16 protein-coding genes are annotated in these 17354 nt (G+C 66.3%); 15 read left to right on the top strand and 1 reads right to left on the bottom strand.

The features are described 5' to 3' along the window. The first annotated feature begins 225 nt into the window (after positions 1 to 225). Positions 226 to 1821 carry a C2 domain-containing protein gene (locus tag GGR44_RS03685; protein WP_183954238.1) on the top strand — a complete coding sequence of 532 codons (1596 nt, stop codon included), beginning with the start codon at positions 226 to 228 and terminating at the stop codon, positions 1819 to 1821. Positions 1822 to 1910: 89 nt separating this feature from the next. After that, positions 1911 to 4592 (top strand): TonB-dependent receptor domain-containing protein, encoded by a 2682-nt coding sequence (locus GGR44_RS03680; protein WP_183954058.1) that lies wholly within the window; start codon positions 1911 to 1913, stop codon positions 4590 to 4592. A 51-nt stretch (positions 4593 to 4643) separates the two neighbouring features. Here GGR44_RS03680 and GGR44_RS03675 read toward each other — a convergent pair whose 3' ends face one another. Further along, entirely contained in the window at positions 4644 to 5291 is a 648-nt protein-coding gene (locus GGR44_RS03675) for a prolyl hydroxylase family protein (protein ID WP_183954057.1), read from the bottom strand. A 143-nt stretch (positions 5292 to 5434) separates the two neighbouring features. Here GGR44_RS03675 and GGR44_RS03670 point away from each other — a divergent pair, with 143 nt between their 5' ends. Genes GGR44_RS03670 through GGR44_RS03610 form a run of 13 tightly spaced genes read left to right on the top strand, consistent with a single transcriptional unit; the run spans position 5435 to position 17306 of the window. Then, the gene (locus GGR44_RS03670) at positions 5435 to 6268 is read left to right on the top strand and encodes a type II secretion system protein N (RefSeq protein ID WP_183954056.1); all 834 of its coding nucleotides are present in this window, start codon (positions 5435 to 5437) and stop codon (positions 6266 to 6268) included. Positions 6269 to 6272: 4 nt separating this feature from the next. Next, the gene (gspD, locus tag GGR44_RS03665; RefSeq protein WP_183954055.1) at positions 6273 to 8447 is read left to right on the top strand and encodes a type II secretion system secretin GspD; all 2175 of its coding nucleotides are present in this window, start codon (positions 6273 to 6275) and stop codon (positions 8445 to 8447) included. Beyond that, a complete protein-coding gene (gspE, locus tag GGR44_RS03660; RefSeq protein WP_183954054.1) occupies positions 8444 to 9997 on the top strand; it encodes a type II secretion system ATPase GspE in 1554 nt (517 codons plus the stop codon). The genes gspD and gspE overlap by 4 nt, the downstream gene beginning before the upstream one ends. After that, positions 9990 to 11207: a type II secretion system inner membrane protein GspF gene (gene gspF, locus GGR44_RS03655; protein ID WP_183954053.1), complete on the top strand. Its 1218-nt coding sequence runs from the start codon at positions 9990 to 9992 to the stop codon at positions 11205 to 11207. Before gspE ends, gspF begins: the two co-directional genes overlap by 8 nt. 23 nt (positions 11208 to 11230) lie before the next feature. Then, on the top strand, positions 11231 to 11686 hold the full coding sequence (gene gspG, locus GGR44_RS03650; RefSeq protein WP_183954052.1) for a type II secretion system major pseudopilin GspG: 456 nt from the start codon (positions 11231 to 11233) through the stop codon (positions 11684 to 11686). Next, positions 11658 to 12137, top strand: coding sequence for a GspH/FimT family pseudopilin (locus tag GGR44_RS03645; protein ID WP_281374177.1), 480 nt, complete (start codon positions 11658 to 11660; stop codon positions 12135 to 12137). Before gspG ends, GGR44_RS03645 begins: the two co-directional genes overlap by 29 nt. 40 nt (positions 12138 to 12177) lie before the next feature. Beyond that, positions 12178 to 12504, top strand: coding sequence for a type II secretion system minor pseudopilin GspI (gene gspI / locus GGR44_RS03640; RefSeq protein ID WP_221214276.1), 327 nt, complete (start codon positions 12178 to 12180; stop codon positions 12502 to 12504). Continuing rightward, entirely contained in the window at positions 12501 to 13265 is a 765-nt protein-coding gene (gene gspJ / locus GGR44_RS03635) for a type II secretion system minor pseudopilin GspJ (RefSeq protein ID WP_343052289.1), read from the top strand. Before gspI ends, gspJ begins: the two co-directional genes overlap by 4 nt. Next, entirely contained in the window at positions 13258 to 14244 is a 987-nt protein-coding gene (gene gspK / locus GGR44_RS03630) for a type II secretion system minor pseudopilin GspK (protein ID WP_183954049.1), read from the top strand. The genes gspJ and gspK overlap by 8 nt, the downstream gene beginning before the upstream one ends. Further along, positions 14241 to 15359, top strand: a complete 1119-nt coding sequence (gene gspL, locus GGR44_RS03625; RefSeq protein WP_425511291.1) for a type II secretion system protein GspL — start codon at positions 14241 to 14243, stop codon at positions 15357 to 15359. The genes gspK and gspL overlap by 4 nt, the downstream gene beginning before the upstream one ends. Further along, positions 15356 to 15829, top strand: coding sequence for a type II secretion system protein GspM (gspM, locus tag GGR44_RS03620; RefSeq protein ID WP_183954047.1), 474 nt, complete (start codon positions 15356 to 15358; stop codon positions 15827 to 15829). The genes gspL and gspM overlap by 4 nt, the downstream gene beginning before the upstream one ends. After that, entirely contained in the window at positions 15826 to 16548 is a 723-nt protein-coding gene (gene gspN / locus GGR44_RS03615) for a type II secretion system protein N (RefSeq protein WP_183954046.1), read from the top strand. The genes gspM and gspN overlap by 4 nt, the downstream gene beginning before the upstream one ends. Then, a complete protein-coding gene (locus tag GGR44_RS03610) occupies positions 16545 to 17306 on the top strand; it encodes a prepilin peptidase (RefSeq protein WP_183954045.1) in 762 nt (253 codons plus the stop codon). The genes gspN and GGR44_RS03610 overlap by 4 nt, the downstream gene beginning before the upstream one ends. Positions 17307 to 17354 lie beyond the last annotated feature (48 nt).

Here is a 17354-nt window from a genome sequence, read left to right as displayed (position 1 = left end):
GCCTGGGTTCTGGTAAAGCGCCGGGAAGGCGTGTCATCCCATTGTCATTAAAGACATAAAATCGTCATCAAAGTGACGCTAAATTGTCTCGTAAAGACAACAGCGCTGTAATGACGGCTCCCTAGACGCCCTTTTCGAGGGCGACAGGGGCCTAGCGCGATTCGATAATCCTCCCTTGCGCTCCGCACATTCATCATGACCCGGCACGGCCGGAGCGGAGACGACATGGTCAAGTTCAACCATATTCAAACCATCCTGATGGCGAGCTGCGCCTGTGTGGGCCTGAGCGCCTGCGGCGCGGACGACATCGCGTCGCCCGGCGAAGGCACGATCGTGATTCCTGCGCCCACGCCGACCCCGACCCCCACGCCGACCCCCACGCCCACGCCCACCGCTGTTACGCCGGCAGCGGCTTGCCCCAACATCGCGGGCACCGCGCAGCTGACCGACCTTGGCACCATTTCGGATGCCAGCGGCAACACCTGGCGCAACTGCGCCTTCCCGGCGCGCTTCACCAGCTCAACCGCCATCACCAAGACCGCAGGCGTCATCTACTCGCTGCCCGGCCGCGTCGATGTCGGCACCGACCAGGGCGCCGCCAGCACCAACACCGACGTCACCCTGTCGATCGATCCGGGCGTGGTCGTGTTCGCCAGCACCGGCAACGCCTATCTGGCGGTCAATCGCGGCAACAAGCTCAACGCTGTGGGCACCGCCGCCCAGCCGATCATCTTCACCAGCCGTGAAAACGTCACCGGCGCCGCGACCGACCAGTCGTCGGGCCAGTGGGGCGGCGTCGTGCTGCTCGGCCGCGCCAAGATCACCGATTGCGACGCGCCTGGCGCCGCCCCCGGCACCACCGCCTGCGAACGCGATACCGAAGGCACGAGCGGCGCCATTTATGGCGGCGCGAACGACGCCGACAGCTCGGGCCGCATGAGCTATGTCCAGATCCGTTATTCCGGCTTTGTGCTGGCCGACGGCAAGGAGCTTCAAGGCCTCACCCCGTCGGGCGTCGGCACGGGCACGGTGCTGGATCATATCCAGATCCATAACAGCTCGGACGATGGCATCGAAATCTTCGGCGGCTCGGCGCACCTCAAGAATCTGGTGTTCACCGGCAACGAAGACGACAATCTGGACAGCGACGTCGGCTTCCGCGGCACCGCCCAGTTCGTCATTTCGGTCCAGCGCGCCAACAACAATATCGGCGACACGTTCACCGAAACCGACTCCAACGGTTCGACGACCCAGAACAACAAGAGCGAGGACGCGCTGCCCCGCCAGTATCTGAAGGTCGCCAACTTCACCCACATCCAGCGGTCGAACACCGGTGACGACGGCGCGACCATGATGTTGCGTGGCGGCGCAGACCTTGCCATGGTCAACGGCATCATCGTCAGCCCCGATCAGACCTGCCTGCGCATCAACAGCGCCGCGACCGTTCGTGACGCCGACAGCGCGCTGCAAGATGCGGGCAAGCCCGTTTACAAGTCGGTGGTGATGCAGTGCCTGGCCGCGACCCCGTTCAAGGGCACCGGCGGCGTCGATGTGGCGGTCGTCCAGTCGATCTTCACGACCGACACGAACAGCAGGTTCAATTACACGCCGTCGCTGACCAGCCTGTTCATTAACGGCGCGACCGAAACGGCGGTGCCCGCGATCGATCCCAAGACGATCGACAGCGCCTTCGCCACCACCAATTATGTCGGCGCGGTCAAGGATGCGTCGGACACCTGGTATGCGGGCTGGACCTGCAACTCGGTGACCGCCAGCTTCGGCAGCACTGGCGGCAACTGCACCGCTATCCCGACGACCTGATCGCCCGACGATCCAAGGGCGGGGGAGCGTGTTCGCACGCTTCCCCGTCTCTTTTGCACCAGACTATTTCCTTTTTGGGGGACATTGAGATGTCGAAGCCGCTGACCTTGGCGCGCCTGTTCCTGATTTCCACGGCGCTGGTCGCTCCGGCCGCCATCGCGCAGACGGACGCGCCCGCCGACGCCACTGCGCCCGCCGATGCCGCCGTGCCCGCCGAGGCCGCGCCGCAGGAAGAAACGGTCGATGTGTCGACGCCGGGCGGCGACATCATCGTCACCGGCCGCCGCACCGTCAACGTATCGCAGTCCGCGCCGGAAGTGGTGAACGTGCTGTCGGCGGCCGACATCAAGCGCACGGGCGAAGGCGACATTGCCGGTTCGCTCCAGCGCGTGACCGGCCTGTCGGTCGCTTCGGGCGGTTATGTCTATGTTCGCGGTCTGGGCGACCGCTATTCGCTGGCGCTGCTCAACGGATTGCCGCTGCCCAGCCCCGAACCGCTCAAGCGCGTTGTCCCCCTCGACCTGTTCCCCACCAGCGTGATCGCTTCGACCCTGGTGCAGAAGAGCTTTTCGGCCAACTTCCCCGGCGAATTCGGCGGCGGCGTCATCAACCTGACGACAAAGGCGATTCCGACCGAAACCTATCTGGAAATCGGCCTGGGCAGCTCGGCCAACACCGAAACTTCGGGCCAGCTTGGCTATACCTATTATGGCAGCAAATCCGACTGGACGGGTTTTGATGACAGTTCGCGCGATGTGCCGCCGCTGTTGAAGCAGGCCATGGGCGGCGGCGTGCCGTTCGCCAATATGGAACGCGCCGACCTGCAGGGCATCGCCATGCAGTTCCTGAACAGCAAGACATCCGTCCTGCAACGGACCAACAGCGTGCCGTTCAATTTCTCCGGCTCGCTCAACGCGGGCACGGCGATGGATGTGGGCGATGACGGTCGCCTGGGCCTCATCTTCACCGCCGGTTACAGCAACAAGTGGCGCACCCGCAACAACTTGCAACAGGCGTCGCTGGAAGTCGCCGATGGCGCGGGCAAGAGCTTCCGTCAGGTCAACACCGACAACCAGATCACCGTCAACGCCCTGTTCGGCGCTGGCCTGGAACTGGGCGACCAGAAGCTGCGGTGGACCAATCTTTATATCCGCGACACGCTGAAGCGCGGCGCGCTCTCCGTGGGCCAGAATATCGGCGCCATCGACGGCGCCGATTATATGCACCAGAACACCGCCTGGTATGAGCGCCAGTTGATCGATACGCAACTGGTCGGCGAATTCAAGCTGACCGACGCGGTCAGCCTGGACCTGCGCGGCAGCTATGCCAATTCGCAGCGCGAGGCGCCCTATGAGCGCGAATTCGTCTATGTCCGCACCAATCGCGATCTGGACATCGATCCCGTCGGCGACCGCTTCATCAATGCGCTCAACCGCCAGCGCGGCGATGCGTCGATCACCTTCAGCGACCTCAACGAAGACCTCTGGTCGGCCGGCGCCGACCTGTCGTGGAAGGTGACGCCGGAAATCGGCCTGACCGTTGGCTATGCCTATAACGACACGAAGCGCACATCGTCGCGTTACGAACTGCATTTCGACGCCACCAACCTGCCGGTCCCGGTGCAGCAACTGCGCCCCGACTATCTTCTGTCGGATGCCACGATCCAGCTTTATGATCTGACCCTGCTCGACTTCTCGGGCAATTATCCGGTCTATGATGCGGCGCTGCGCATCCATGCCGGTTACGGACAGGTGCAGGCGGAAGTCGTGCCGGGCGTCAGCCTTAACGCGGGCGTGCGTTATGAAAAGGGCACGCAGTCGGTCACCGGCGTCGACGTCTACAATACCGGGACGACGCCGTTCAACGAGATCAAGAAGGAATATTGGTTGCCCGCCGTCACCTTGACGGTGGAAGCAGCCAGGGGTCTGCAATTCCGCCTGAGCGGTTCCAAGACGGTCGCCCGTCCGCAGTTCCGCGAACTTATCGCCCAGCCCTATGTCGATGTCGACGCCAACCGCTTCTATCGCGGCAACCCCTTCCTGAAGGACAGCCAGTTGTGGAACGCGGACATCCGCGCCGAATGGTATATGAGCCGGGAAGAAAAGCTGACGGCGGCGGCCTTCTACAAGAAGATCGACAGTCCGATCGAAACCTATACCTCGATCAACGACAAATATGACGTGACCACCAGCTTCGCCAACGCGCCGCAGGCGACGCTCTATGGTTTGGAAGTCGAAGCACAGAAATATTTCCCGCTCGACACGCTGTCGGATACGTCCTTCTTCGCCAGCCGCCGCGCGGTGCTGATCGCCAACTACACCTATACCCAGTCGAAGCTGAAGGTCGGCGCCGGCGACACCACCACGCCCTATACCTATACGATCGGCGACCTGCCGGCCGCGACCGACTATTTCCGCGATGGCGCCCCGCTGACCGGCCAGTCGGATCATCTGGTCAATCTGCAAATCGGCCTGGAAGACACTGACAAGCTGTCGCAGCAGACGCTGTTGCTCACCTATGCCAGCGACCGCGTGACCAGCCGCGGCCCCAACCTTCAGCCCGACATCAAGGAACGTCCGGGCCTGACGCTGGACTTCGTCGCGCGTCAGGGCGTGAAGTTCGGCAAGACCAATGCCGAATTCAAGCTGGAGGCGCGCAACATCACCGGCCGCAAGTTCCAGGAATTCCAGGAAGAGGGCGGCAACCGCGTTTATTATAACCGGTACAAGCTGGGCACGACGATTGCCGGTTCGGTGTCGGTCGCTTTCTGACCGGCGCCAGCCGCCAGTGGCGTATTTGATCGGGAGCGGTTCTGGCAGGCGTCAGCCCCAGGGCCGCTCCCGATACCATTTGGTGATCACATATTTGACGCCCGAGCGCACCTTCATGGCGTGGTGCAGCGTCGCGTCATTATAGGCGCCCGGCCCGGTGCGGTTGTTCCACGCCAGCAGTTTGCCGGTTTCGGGCTGGATGGTCTTGCCGATCTTCGGAAATCGGGTGGCCCCGCCCGCCGCAGGCTGGTTCAGATAGGCCATCAGCGTCCAGGTGCGGTTGCCCGCGACGGCGCAATATTTCGGGAAATCGGAGCCGCGCGGATCAAAGAAATCGGTATGCGCCTTGAATTCCTGCCCCACCTCGTAACGCTGGCCCTGGATTGGTTCGCCATGGGCAGGGTCAATGCCTGAAAAGGCGCACAATTTGGCGTCGATCAAGCGGACGAAGGGATCGGCCGTGTCGAGATCGCAGGTCTCGCTCGTGCGGAAATAGCCATCGCCATTGGCGTCGGCGATGGTTGATGGCCGCCGGTCGCGGTCGATTCGCGCGATCAGTTCCGCGCACTCCTCCGGGCTCAGGAAGTCGCGCCGGATGAACAGGGTCAACGCGCTGCTCGGCACTTTCTGGACGCGCGGTTGGGCCGCGATGTGAGCCGGATCGGCATCGAGTCCGGTCGGGGCTGAGGGCGTTTCCATGGCCCCCTGCTATCGCCCGTTCTCCGAAAATCAAGCGCTGCCATATGACGGCTGGACTGTCACTAATTTGTCATAAAAACGTCATTCCAACGTAAAGCCATTTGCCTAGCAGGCTCCGGAAACCAGCAGGAGTTTCACAAACCATGCGTGTGCCGACCGGCAACAGGCTGAAACAAATTGCCCGGCGCGGCGCTTCCCTTTCCTGGGTGGCGCTGGTCGAATGGCTGTTGCTGGCGCTGTTGGCGGTGCAGGTGGCGCGGCTGATCTGGGCGGTGGTGACGCCGGTAGGGCCGATGGGCGGATGGCAGGGGCGCGTGGCCGACATCCCTTCGCCCGCCGCGCGGCAGGCGCTCTTCGCCAGTTTCGATCCCTTTTTCCGTCAGGGCGCGCAGCAAAATGGCGGCGCTGTCGTCACCTCTCTGGCGCTGACGGTCCACGGCATCCGCCTGAACGAGGCGTCGGGGCTTGGCTCCGCGATCATCGCCACGCCCGATGGCGTCCAGAACAGCTATGCCGTGGGTGATGAGATCATGCCTGGCGTGGTCCTGAAGGCCGTGGCGTTCGACCATATCACCATCGACCGGGGCGGGGCGGAGGAACAGGTCTTCATCGACCAGTCGGCGCCCGCGCCTGAGGCCAATGGCGACGAGCGTCGACCCGGAGTCGCCGCATCCCCTCAACCGGCCCCATCGGGCGCCATGCCCGTCACCCCGTCCGCCGACATATTGAAGCGCGACATCGGCTTTGCCCCGCGCTTGGAGGATGGCCGCGTGACCGGGTTGATCCTGTCCTCCAAGGGGCCGGGTTTCGCCCAGGCCGGGTTCCAGCCCGGCGATATTGTGCGTCAGGTCAATGGCCGTCCGATCGGGTCGGCCGGCGATCTTGCGACGCTTCAGAACCAGATCGCGCCCGGCGCGCGCCTTTCCCTTGCGGTGGAGCGCGGCGCGGCCGTCGTTCCGATCGCGTTGACACCATAGGCCCATGACCAGAAAGCTACTCAAACTGTCCGCCGCCATCGCCCTGGCCCTGTCGGCGCCGCTGCACGCGCAACAGACGCTGAATGTGCGCGATGCCGATATTCGCGCCTTCATTCAGGATGCCGCGCGGGTGACGGGTCGCACCTTCATCATCGACAACCGGGTGCAGGGGAAAGTGTCGGTCGTCACCGACCGGCCCTTGTCGCGCTCTGAATATTTCGAGATTTTCCTCTCCACCCTGCGCGCCAACGGCCTGGTCGCCGTGCCCGCGCCGGGCGGCAGTTACCGCATCCAGCCCGCCGATGGGGCGGCGGGGCAGCCGAGTGCGGTGGGGCGGGCGGCCAATCGCAACCAGTTCGTCACCGAAGTCTTTCGCCTGCGCTCCATCGACGCCGCCAGCACGCTGGAGACGCTGCGCCCGCTGGTCAGCAAGGATGGCTCCGTTACCGCCAACAAGGCGGGCAACAGCGTCGTCGTCGCCGATTATGCCGACAATATCGCCCGCATCCGCCAGGTGATCGCGCGCATCGACCGCGATAATGCCGCAACCCAGATGGTGACGCTGGCCAACGCAGGGGCGCGCGAGATCGCGACGTCGCTTCAGGCTCTGGTCGGCACCGGCGGCGGGGATGGCGGCGTGGCAGCCCCCGCCAGTGTCGTGCCCATCGACAGCGCCAACGCCATCGCCATTCGCGGCGAACCCGGCACGGTGGCGCGGCTGGCCGCCATGGCCCGCGACCTTGATCGGCAGGCGGCGAGCGGCACGGAAATCCGGGTATACTGGCTGGAACATGCCGACGCTGAAAAGCTGTTGCCGGTGCTTCAGCAACTGGTAGGCCAGTCGACCAGCCAGCCGGTGACGAGCGCCGCGCCGGCTGCATCCGGCGGCGCTGCCGCCCCGGCCGCAACCCCCGCCGCTGCGGTTTCGTCGTCGGGCGGCGGGACCGGCATCGCCACGCGTGGTCCTGCCGTCGTCACCCGTTATGAGGGCGCCAACGCCATCATCGTTGCGGCCAACAGCGACGTGCAGCGTATGCTGGGCGAAACCATCCGCCAGATCGATACGCGCCGCGAACAGGTGCTGGTGGAGGCGATCATCGTGGAGATCAGCGACGCCGCCGCCAAGAAACTGGGCGTCCAGTTCCTGATCGGCAGCACCAAGACCGGCTTTGCCGCGACCAACTATTCCAACGCATCGCCCAATCTGCTGACGCTGGCGGGGGCCTATGGCGCCAGCCAGCTTGGCACGACGACAACCACGGTGGTCGCGCCCGACGGCACCCGCACGACGACCGAAGTGCGCGAAAACAGCGATCTGGCCAGCACATTGCAGCAGGCCGCGGTCAACAGCCTGCAAAGCGCCACCGGGGCGATTGCGGGGCTGGGCGGGGAGATTGGCAAGAACGGCCTGTTCGGGGCGATCATCAACGCGGTCAAGTCCGATACCGAAAGCAACCTGCTGTCGACGCCGTCGGTGATGACGCTGGACAATCAGAAGGCGTCGATCCTGGTCGGGCAGCAGGTGCCGGTCACCACCGGCGAGGCGCTGTCCCAGAATTTCGACAATCAGTTCCGCACGGTTCAGCGGCAGGATGTCGGCATCAAGCTGGAGGTGAAACCCCAGATCAACACTGGCGGCGCGATCAAGCTGTTCCTGCGGCAGGAGGTGTCGAGCGTGGCGGGGCCGGTCAGCAATAGCAGCAGCGACCTTATCATCAACAAGCGCGAGATCGAGACGACGGTGACCGTCGACGATGGCGAGATACTGGCGCTGGGCGGCCTGCTCGACGATAATGAGCGCCGCACCATCGAGCGCATTCCGCTACTCAGCGACATTCCGGGGCTGGGCGAGCTGTTCAAGTCGCGCAGCCGCAGCCGGGCCAAGACCAACCTTATGGTCTTCATCCGTCCGACCATATTGCACAGCAAAGAGGATGCGCGCCGCCTGACGCAGCAGCGTTACGGCTATGTCCGCGACATGCAACTGGCGCGCAATCCCGATGTCGAACCCAGCCTGGACGAACTGGTCCGCGACTATATGGGCGCGACCCCGCCCGTGCCGATGCAGCCGGGCGACGCCGTGGTTCAACCCGCGCCGCAGGTCATCGAGCCGCAGGCCAGCCAGTCGAGCAGCGTCGTCCGTCCGGTCGATCTTCCCCCCAGCGAGGCCCAGCGATGAGCGAACCCGACAGCCCGTCCGACGCCCCCTCCGCCATTGCGGCGCACGTCGCGCCGCGCGCCATCGACATTCCCTATGCCTTTGCTCGCAAACATGGCGTGGTGATGGCGGCGGTGGAGGGCGACAGGTTGACGGTCGCCGTGCGCGAGGGCAGCGATCCGCGTGTGCTGCTGGAGGTGCGGCGGCATCTGGCGGCCAGTTTCGACGTGCGTTTCGTCGATGCGGCGCAGTTCGACCGGCATCTGTCGGAGCATTATGCGATGGACGGCAGCGCGGCGGCGATGGCCGGGTCGCTTGACGTCGGCGCGGATGAACTGGACCTGCTCGCCGCCGATATTCCGACCGCCGACGATCTGCTCGACAGCGCTGATGACGCGCCCGCCATCCGCCTGATCAACGGCATCATCGCTGAAGCCGCGCGGCAGGGCGTGTCCGACATCCACATCGAACCCTATGAGACGGGCCTTGTCGTGCGGATGCGCATCGACGGGGTGCTGCGCGAGACATTGCGTATGCCGCCCCATGTCGCGCCCGTGGTCGTCAGCCGCATCAAGGTGATGGCGCGGCTCGACATCGCTGAACGGCGCGTGCCGCAGGACGGGCGTATCGGCCTGACGCTCGGCGGAAAGCTGCTCGACGTGCGCGTGTCGACCCTGCCCAGCCGGGCGGGCGAGCGGGTGGTGCTGCGCATTCTGGACAAGGAAAATGCCGGTATCGGCCTTGACCTGCTGGGTATGACCGGGGTTCCCGACCGCATTTTCCGCGAGGCGCTGAAGGAACCCAATGGCATCATCCTGGTCACCGGGCCGACCGGATCGGGCAAGACGACGACGCTCTATGCGGGCCTGCGGCAACTGAATGACGGCAGCCGCAACATTCTGACGGTCGAAGACCCTGTCGAATATGCCATCGAGGGTGTCGGCCAGACGCAGGTGAACGCCAAGGTGGGTCTGACCTTCGCCGCCGGGCTGCGCGCGATCCTGCGGCAGGACCCCGATGTGGTGATGGTCGGCGAAATCCGCGACCGGGAAACCGCCGAGATCGCGGTTCAGGCGTCGCTGACTGGTCACCTCGTCCTCTCGACGGTCCACACCAACGATGCCGTCGGCGCCATCACCCGGATGCGGGACATGCGCGTCGAACCGTTCCTGCTTGCCTCCACCCTGCGCGCGGTCATCGCCCAGCGGCTGGTGCGGCGGTTGTGCCAGAGCTGCCGCGAGCCGGTGCAGGCGGACAAGTCGGCCAGCGCGCTGCTGGGCTTTGACCCCGGCACCATCATCTATCGGGCGCGCGGTTGCGACGAATGCAGCGGTACGGGTTACAAGGGCCGCATCGGCGTGTTCGAGGCGATCCGGGTGGATGACACCGTCCGCCGCCTGATAAACGATGGCGGCGATGAATCGTTGATCGCGCGTCACGCCTTCCTCAACGCGCCGAATCTGGGCTCGGCGGCGCGGGCGCTGGTGCGCGACGGACAGACGACGGCGGAGGAGGCGATCCGCATTTCGCGCCGCGACGCGGTGGACGCCGAAATGATCCCCGATGGCTGATTTCAACTATGTGGCAATCGACCCGGCCGGGCGCGAGCGCAAGGGCAGCGTCAGGGCCGAAGGGATCGAGGCTGCGCGCGCGAAGCTGGACGCCCGCCGCCTGTTCGTCGTGCAACTGGAGCCGGGGGCGCAGCGCCAGCAGGGCAGCCGCCGCAATTTCGCCCTGCGTTCGCCCCGGCTGTCGGGAAAGGAACTGACGCTCTTCACCCGCCAGTTCGCCACGCTGATCCAGGTCAGCCCGCTGGAGGAGGCGCTGCGCACCATCGCCCGCCAGAGCGAGCAGGCCCATGTCCGCGCCATCATCGGCAAGGTGCATGGCGGCGTGCTGGAGGGACGCAGGCTGGCCGAAGCAATGAATGCCGAGCCGAAAAGCTTTCCCGCCCTGTTCCGCGCCATGGTGTCGGCGGGCGAAAGTTCGGGCAGCCTGCCCACCATCATGGAACGGCTTTCGGGCCTGCTGGAACGGCAGGCGGAAATCCGGTCGAAGGTGCTGACCGCCATCGCCTATCCCAGCGTACTGGCGGTGTTCGCCGTCTGCGTGGTCGCCGCGCTGATGATCTTCGTCGTGCCCAGGGTGGTGGAGCAGTTCGACACGGTGGGCCAGCAATTGCCTGTCCTGACCCGGATGGTCATGGGCCTGTCAGCGTTCCTCGCGGGCTGGTGGTGGTTGCTGCTGATCCTGTTCGCGCTTGCGGGTGTTGGTTTCTGGCGCGCGCTGCGTAATGAGGGTTTTCATTATCGCGTCGACGCCATGCTGCTGCGCCTGCCGGTGATCGGCCGGCTGATCCGCGATCTGCACGCGGCGCGGTTGGCGCGAACATTGTCGACGATGGTGACCAGCCGCCTGCCGTTGATGGAGGGGCTGACGCTGACCACGCAGACGGTGCACAACCGGGTGCTGCGGGCCGCGTCGGAGGATATTGTCGAGGCCATTCGCGGCGGCGGCAGCCTGTCGGTGGCGCTGCGCCGCGCGGGCGTGTTTCCGCCGCTGCTCGTCTATCTGGCGGCCAGTGGGGAGGCGGCCGGGCGGCTGGACACGATGCTGGAGCGCGCGGCCGATTATCTGGAGCGGGAGTTCGACACCTTCACCTCCGCCGCGCTCGCCATGCTGGAACCGATCATCATCATCCTGATGGGGGCGATCGTCGCCGTCATCATATTGTCGATCCTGCTGCCGATCCTGCAATTGCAAAGCCTGACGGGGGCCTGAAACAGGGCCTTCAAGGAGTGAATATGCGTAACCCCAATGAAGTGCGAGCCGCTGCCCGGAACGGGGAAGAGGGCTTTACCCTGGTCGAATTGATGGTCGTCATCGTCATCATCGGCCTGCTGGCCACCATCGTGGCGATCAATGTGATCCCCGCGACCGATACGGCGCGGGTGGAGAAGGCCAAGGCCGACATCGCCACCATCGAACAGGCGCTGGAGCAATATCGGCTGGATAATCTGAGCTATCCCGCCGCAAGCGACGGTTTGCAGGCGCTGTTGACGCTGCCGCCCTCGCTGACCCAGCCGCAGCGTTATCGCCGCGGCGGTTATATCAAGAAGCTGCCCGACGATCCCTGGGGCCGCCCCTATGGCTATGTCGTGCCGGGGCGCAAGGGCGCGTTCGACATCACCTCGATGGGCGCGGACGGCCAGCCCGGTGGCGAGGCGGACAATGCGGACCTCTATTCCAGCGACCTTTGAAATCGCCCGGCGGGCGGAGCGGGGCTTTACCCTGATCGAGCTGATGGTCGTGATCGCGATCATCGGCTTCGTCTCCGCCGCCGTGGTGCTGGCCATGCCCGATCCGCGCGGCCGCGTGATCGAGGATGCCGACCGCTTTGCCGCGCGCGTTGCCGCCGCGCGCGACGAAGCGGTCGTCACCGCCCGACCCATGGCGCTGTGGGTTGCGCCATCGGGCTATGGATTTGAGCGGCGCGAAGCGGGGCAGTGGGTGCCGATAATGGACAAGCCCTTTGCCACGACTGACTGGAAGCCGGGCACCCGCGCAGTGGTGGGGGATGCCGGGCGGTTGCAGACCGCTTTTGACAGCACGGGCCTGCCGACCGAGCCGATGACCGTGGTGCTGCGCCGGGATGGCGAGCGCGTTTCAGTGACGGTGGACATGGCCGGGAAGGTAATGGTCGGTGGCTGACAGGTCGCGCCGTTCCGAAGAGGGATTTACCCTTCTCGAAATGCTTGTCGCGCTGGCGGTGTTCAGCCTGGCGGCGCTGGCGCTGGTGCGTTTGCAGGCGGTCGCCCTGCATACCGCCGCCGATCTCGACAGCCGGACCATGGCGCAGATCGTCGCCCGCAACCTGATGGTCGAATGGCAGACCGACCCGCGCCCGCCCGCCATCGGCAAGAGCGTCGGGACCACTGACAATGGCGGGCGGCAATGGCGCTGGCATCGGGATGTGAAGGCGACGGACGACCAGCGGCTGTTGCAGGTCGACGTGGTGGTCGATGGCGGGCCGGGCGCATCGCCAGCCATGCTGAGCTTTGTGCGGGTGGTGGAGTGATGGCCGCGTCCGCCTGTCGTCCCGCCGTAGCGGCGCGTTCCGCCGAACACGGCTTCACGTCTTTGGGGCGTTCCGCCGAGCACGGCTTCACGTCTTTGGGGCGTTCCGCCGAGCACGGCTTCACGTCTTTGGGGCGTTCCGCCGAACACGGCTTCACGCTGATCGAATTGCTGGTCGCGCTGACCATCTTCGCCATGCTGGCCGGGGCCGGCGTGATGTTGCTGGGCAATGGCGTGTCGGCGCAGGCCCAGATCAAGGCGCGTCTCGACGATCTGGCCAGCATTCAGCGCACAGCCGGGGCGATGGGCGCCGATCTGATGCTCGCCGCGCCGCGAATCAGCCGGACAGAGGCGGGGACGCTGGCCCCTGCATTCTGGGCGCATGATGGCGGCGAGGAACTGCCCCGGATGCAATTTGTGCGCGACGGGTGGGACAATCTGGCCGATGCGCCGCGCCCATCCTTGCAGAAGGTCGAATATTGGGTGCGGCAGGGGCGGCTGGAGCGGCGCACCTATGCCCAGGTCGATGGCGCGGCGGGCGGCGATCCCGCGACGCTGCTTGACCGAGTCGACGAAGTGACGCTGCGTTTTCGCGATGCGCGCGGCGATTGGCGCGATGAATGGACACCGACGCAGCCCGACCTGTTGCCGCGCGCGGTGGAAATGGTGGTGACCCGCACGGGCGAACCGGCCGTGACGCTGCGCTTCCTGGTCGGGCCGGGGCCGCAGGAAAAGCTGGCGGTGGAGGGGGCTGATGGCTGACCCTTCCGCCCATGAACGCGGCGCGGCGTTGCTGACGGTGCTGCTGCTGGTCGCGGTGATGGCGGTCGTCGCCTCCACCGCACTCCAGCATCTGGCGCTCGCGACGCGCATGACGGGCAATGGCGCCAGCGTCGATCAGGCCCGCGCCTATGCCGCTGCAGGCGCGGAGATGGCGCGGCTGCGGATTGGCGATCTTGTCAGCGCGTCACCGGGCAAGACGACCTTGCGGGGCGGCTGGCTGGGCGCGCCGCAGAGCCTGCCCGTGCCGGGCGGCACGGCCACCGCGCGGGTGACGGATGGGGGCAATTGCTTCAACCTCAACAGCCTGGTTTCGGGCCAGAGCGAAGCGAGCCTGAAGGTCCATCCCGTGGCCGTCACCCAGTTTCAGGCGCTGATGCAACTGGTGGGCATCGACCCGCGCGAGGCGCAGCGCATCGCCGCCGCAACCGCCGACTGGATCGACAGCGACAGCGCGCCGCAGCCCGGCGGCGCGGAGGATGAAACCTATGCGCGGGCGCCAGCACCCTATCGCACGGCCAACCGGATGATGGTGGACGCCAGCGAATTGCGCGCCGTCGCCGGGGTGACGCCCGCCATCGTCGCGCGCATCTTGCCATGGGTCTGCGCCCTGCCCGACACGCAAATGTCGCCGATCAACGTCAACACGCTGCTCCCCGGGCAGGCGGTGCTGTTCGCGATGCTCCTGCCCGGTCAGCTTTCGGTCGATCAGGCCCGCCAATTGCTGGCGCGGCGGCCGGAGGATGGCTATGGCAGCACGGTGACATTCTGGGCCTTGCCCGCGGTGTCGGGGATGACCCCGCTGGCCGAGGTGCAATCACAGGTGAAGTTGACCACCAGATGGTTTCATGTCGACGTCGATGTCGATGTCGGGGGAGTAAGAGTGCAGGAACGGGCGTTGATCGACGCGCAGGAACAGCCCGCTCGGATCGTGCGTCTGGGTCGGAGTGAAGGGGCGTGATGGTGCGCGAAGGATTTGTTGTCGCGCTGCCCGAGGCGGCGGACGGCCAGCCGCGCTGGATGCGGGTTGTGGGCGACGCGGTGGTGCAGTCGGGCGAGGGGACGAACTGGCTGTCGGCCTGTGGCCTTGCCGCTTTGCCCGAAGGCTGTGTGGTGATGCTGACGCCGCCCGCCGCGCTGACGCCGCTGCATTTCATCGTCTACCCGGATCTGGCCGCGCGGCAGGGCCGGGCGGCGGCGCGGCTCGCGGCGGTGAGCGACGCCATCGTTCCGGCCGAGCGATTGTTCGCTGTCGATAATGGCAATAACGACCCGGCGAGGCCGCATGTCGTTGCTTCCCTCACGCGGGCCGACATGGTCCATTGGCTGGCTTGGTGCGCGCAGCATGGGCTCGACCCGGACCTGATCGTGCCCGCGCCACTTTTTCTGCCTGAGCCCGAAACGGGCTTCACGCGCGGCATGGTGGCGGGCGCGGCGGTCTTGCGCGGAACCGACATGGCGGCGCCGGGTGACATGGCGGCGCTGTTGCTGCCCGCCGATGCTCTGGTGCGCGATATATCCGACGCCATCGTCGAGGACGCCATGGTCGCAGCGCTCGCCGCGCCGCCGATCAACCTGCGCTCAAGCGAATTTGCGAAGCAGCGTCAGCGCACTATCGACAATCGCGCGCTCAGGCGCATGGCGTTGTGGACCGGCCTGATTCTGCTCGCCAGCCTGCTGATCGCGCTGATCGGCATAGCCCGCTATCGCATGGAAGCCGCGCGGCTCGATCGCGACAGTCTGGCGCTGGCGCAGCAGGTGCTGCCGCAGGCGACCGACCTGATCGCCGCCCAGGCGGAGATCGAGGCGCGGCTGGCGGTGCGCGGGGCGGGGGGCAGCACCTTCTCCGCGCCGTTGTCGGGCCTGATAAACGCCATGCAGGGCGCGCCGGGCGTGGCGGTGACGGCGCTGTCGCGCGACCCCGACGGGTTGCTGCGCGTCACCTTGGCCGCCGCGCGGGCGCAGGACATCAATATCGTGCTGGTGGCGCTGCAATCGGCCGGTTTCACGATCACCGCCACATCCTCGCAGGATCCGGGCGGGCGCACTCTGGCCGATATTACGGTGAAGGCATGATGGACAGTTTCAAAGCCGCCTGGGCTGCACGGTCGCCGCGCGAACAATGGATGCTGGGCGTGATGTTCGCCCTGCTGGCGCTGGTCATTCTGTGGCTGGGCATTGCGCGGCCGGTGGAACGGGCATGGACCAATTCGCGCGCGGCGATGCTGGCGGCGGCCGACGCCAATGCGGCGATCCGCGCCAAGGTGAAGATGCTCAAGCAATTGCCCGCATCCGCCCCGGCGCGCGACGGCACGCCGATGGACCAACTGGTCGGGCAGAGCGCCGCTGAAGCCGGGCTGACGCTGGAACGGGCGGACGCGCAGGGGGCGGACCGGATGGACATCGCCATGGCGTCGGTCCGGCCGGTGGCGCTGTTCGGCTGGCTGGCCGGGCTGGAGGCGCAGGGCATTCGTGTCGAGACATTGAGCGCACGGCCCGCGCCGACGGCAGGCAGCGTCGCGGTGCAGGCGGTGCTGGCGCGATGATGGGCCTTACGCTTTCGCGCCGGGCATGGCTTGGCCTGTTGCTGGTGTTGTTCTTTGCGCTGGTCCTGCTTTTACCCCTGCGGCTGGCGCTGGGCATGGCCGGGCTGGAGCGGCTGGGGACAAGCGCGCGCGACGTGCGCGGGACGATGTGGAGCGGGCGGATCGATTCGCTGATGATCGGCGATGTGCCGCTGGGGACGGTGCGGGTCGGGCTGTCGCCGCTGCATCTGTTCAAGGGGCGGCTGGGGATCGACATGGTGCGCGCCAAGGGCCTGCCCGACGACGTCAGCGGCGGCATCGGCACGGGGGTCGGAGGGATCGGCATCGACGATGTTACCGGCGCGGTTCCGCTGGGATCGGCGCTGGCGCCGTTGCCCATCGGCAGCCTGCGCATGGATAAGGTCAGCGCCCGCTTTTCCGGGGGGCGGTGTATCAGTGCAGAGGGCAATGTTCATGCCAGCGTCACTGGCCGGATCGAGGGGCTGAACCTGTCGCAGGGCCTGTCGGGCGCGTTGCGCTGTGATGGCGAGGCGTTGCTCATTCCGCTGGTCAGCCAGTCGGCGATGGAGACATTGACCCTGCGATTTGCGGAGAATGGCCGCTACACCGCCGAAATGCGGGTGCAGACGGGCGACGCCGCGTTGGCGGCGGCGCTGGGCGCGGCAGGTTTCCGAAGCGTGGGCGGGGCGCAATTGCTGAGCATCGCGGGATCGCTGTGACCGCCATCCTGCCCGCGCTGGCGGGCGCGGTTCTGGGCGCCGTCGCCGGCAGTTTCCTGTCGACGATCATCCTGCGCTGGCCGCAGGGGCGGGGCGTTGCTCGCGGACGATCCGCCTGCGATGGCTGCGGGCGCACACTGGGGCTGTCCGATCTGGTCCCGATTGTCAGCGCGCTCGCCTTTCGCGGACGGTGCCGGACATGCGGCGCGCGGATCGACCCGATCCACGGCCGGATGGAATGGGCCTGCGCAGCGATCGGTGCGCTGGCGTTCGGGTGGATGCCCGGCCTGGGCGGCGTGGGCTGGGCCTTGCTGGGCTGGCTGCTGCTGACGCTGTCGGTGTTCGACTGGCGGCATTTCTGGCTGCCGGACGCGGTGACGCTGCCGCTGGTTTTTCTGGGCCTTACCATCGGCTTTTGGAGCACCGACGCCATGCTGGCCGACCGGGTGATCGGTGCGGTCGCGGGTTATGGCGCGCTGCTGGCGATTTCGACCGGTTATCGCCTGTTGCGCGGGCGTGAGGGGCTGGGGCTGGGCGATGCCAAACTGTTGGGGGCATTGGGAGCCTGGCTGGGGTGGCAGGCGCTGCCGTTCCTGCTGCTTATCGCTGCGCTGATCGGGCTGATCATGGCGCTTGGCGCGCGGCTGGCCGGGCGATCCGTGACAGCCACGACACAGGTGCCGCTGGGCACCTGCATGGCGCTGGCGGCGCTACCCGCCTGGGCGTTCGAGATTGCGCTGCGCCCCGACGCCTTCTGACCGTCATGCCCGAATCGAAACGGGCGGCGGCCGCACCCGACCACCACC

The organism is Sphingobium fontiphilum (genome assembly GCF_014196635.1).
In the GTDB taxonomy this organism is placed as follows: domain Bacteria; phylum Pseudomonadota; class Alphaproteobacteria; order Sphingomonadales; family Sphingomonadaceae; genus Sphingobium; species Sphingobium fontiphilum.
This window is presented reverse-complemented; position numbering and strand designations above follow the sequence as displayed.

Bases quoted from the DNA above. Each gene is read 5' to 3' on its own strand.
- GGR44_RS03675 (WP_183954057.1), bottom strand. From the start codon at position 5,291: ATGGAAACGCCCTCAGCCCCGACCGGACTCGATGCCGATCCGGCTCAC.
- gspE (WP_183954054.1), top strand. From the start codon at position 8,444: ATGAGCGAACCCGACAGCCCGTCCGACGCCCCCTCCGCCATTGCGGCG.
- gspG (WP_183954052.1), top strand. From the start codon at position 11,231: ATGCGTAACCCCAATGAAGTGCGAGCCGCTGCCCGGAACGGGGAAGAG.
- gspD (WP_183954055.1), top strand. From the start codon at position 6,273: ATGACCAGAAAGCTACTCAAACTGTCCGCCGCCATCGCCCTGGCCCTG.
- gspN (WP_183954046.1), top strand. From the start codon at position 15,826: ATGATGGGCCTTACGCTTTCGCGCCGGGCATGGCTTGGCCTGTTGCTG.
- GGR44_RS03670 (WP_183954056.1), top strand. From the start codon at position 5,435: ATGCGTGTGCCGACCGGCAACAGGCTGAAACAAATTGCCCGGCGCGGC.
- gspF (WP_183954053.1), top strand. From the start codon at position 9,990: ATGGCTGATTTCAACTATGTGGCAATCGACCCGGCCGGGCGCGAGCGC.
- GGR44_RS03645 (WP_281374177.1), top strand. From the start codon at position 11,658: ATGCGGACCTCTATTCCAGCGACCTTTGAAATCGCCCGGCGGGCGGAG.
- GGR44_RS03680 (WP_183954058.1), top strand. From the start codon at position 1,911: ATGTCGAAGCCGCTGACCTTGGCGCGCCTGTTCCTGATTTCCACGGCG.
- gspM (WP_183954047.1), top strand. From the start codon at position 15,356: ATGATGGACAGTTTCAAAGCCGCCTGGGCTGCACGGTCGCCGCGCGAA.
- gspI (WP_221214276.1), top strand. From the start codon at position 12,178: ATGCTTGTCGCGCTGGCGGTGTTCAGCCTGGCGGCGCTGGCGCTGGTG.
- gspK (WP_183954049.1), top strand. From the start codon at position 13,258: ATGGCTGACCCTTCCGCCCATGAACGCGGCGCGGCGTTGCTGACGGTG.
- GGR44_RS03685 (WP_183954238.1), top strand. From the start codon at position 226: ATGGTCAAGTTCAACCATATTCAAACCATCCTGATGGCGAGCTGCGCC.